The 1257-nt window shown below is 39.5% G+C and carries 1 protein-coding gene; it reads right to left on the bottom strand.

Annotated features, from left to right (window positions below; all coding sequences use genetic code 11):
* Positions 1 to 51: 51 nt before the first annotated feature.
* Positions 52 to 1044 (bottom strand): transposase, encoded by a 993-nt coding sequence (locus BLR27_RS18360; protein WP_090707341.1) that lies wholly within the window; start codon positions 1042 to 1044, stop codon positions 52 to 54.
* Positions 1045 to 1257 lie beyond the last annotated feature (213 nt).

Below are 1257 nucleotides of genomic sequence, written 5' to 3'. Positions count from 1 at the left end.
TCGTATTCTAGGTTTAACTTATTTCCAAATTTAATTTAAAAAAGATTTTCTTCAGGCTGCTCTCTTATAGTTTTCCACATACATTTCCCCTCTTTTAATTAGTGCGAACATCCTTAAGATTAGCTTGAATTTTACATTGTTCAGCACAAGCGAATAGCTTTTATCCTTGAGCTTTCGTTCGCTGTATGCTCTGATTTCCGGGTCATGGAACATGGCTGTTTTAGCGGCTTGGTTCAGTTCCTGCTTGAGCTCCTTATGTGCCAGGTGACTGACTCGTTTTCTGCCCTTGACACTGGTTCCGGAAGTGTGTTCGAAAGGAATCACGCCTACATATACAGCATATTTACGAGCATCTGTAAAGCTGGAAAAGTTCTCGGTATAAGCTAATGTCATCCATGCGTTTACTTTACCGATCCCCTTAAGACTGCTGATGATCCGGTAGCTTTGTAACCAGGAATCATCGCTTTTGATTATCGTCGTAATTTCCTGCTCTGCCTGGATGATATACTTTTTATTGGCTTTGATCTTTGCCATGGCGGTATGAATAATAGTATCGGCGTTCTTTATCGGATACATGTGCTTCCTTTCCTTTACAGTACTTTCCCATCCGGCATTTTCCCGAACCAATCTTTTACGGAATGAGAGTAATTGTCTAAGGTTTAAAACATTGTTATTCAGGGGCTTTGACGGTGTCAGCCGCTTGATTTTCTCCTGGCCGTACTGGCTTATACGAAATGAATCTACCTGGTCGCTTTTACCCCGAACCATACCCAGAGACTGCTTAATCTCTAATCCCGGTATCCTGCAATAAGGAATAGAAAGTGACTGGCAGAATTGAATGAACCGATATTCATAACCACCAGTGTATTCCAGCACGATCAATGTATCATTTAAATTGATCTCATGAATCTTACACCATTTTTTAAAGACATTAAATCCTTTTGTGCAATTATCAATTTTTACATGCAGATTACCTTCTGCCCAGCAGATGTCAAGCGTCAGTTTTGAAACATCAACGCCTAAAATAACATTCCAGTTCTTCATACGTTTATTTGTTAAATACATAAATAAATTGCCTTTTGCCTATCACCTTTGTTGATGCAAAGAAAGTATTCTAGCTGGGCCTTGGGCAATCATAAAAGGCAGGGACTAATACGACCAAAAGTCTTGGAAAACTAGAAATGACGAAAGTTCACCCTGCCTTTTATTTAAACGTTATTCACAAAGATTTTAGTTTATTAACACCCCCCGGACCCC

Source organism: Daejeonella rubra (assembly GCF_900103545.1).
GTDB classification, from domain to species: Bacteria; Bacteroidota; Bacteroidia; order Sphingobacteriales; family Sphingobacteriaceae; genus Daejeonella; species Daejeonella rubra.
Note: the sequence above shows the minus strand (reverse complement) of the source record. Positions and strands in the feature narration are given on the sequence as shown.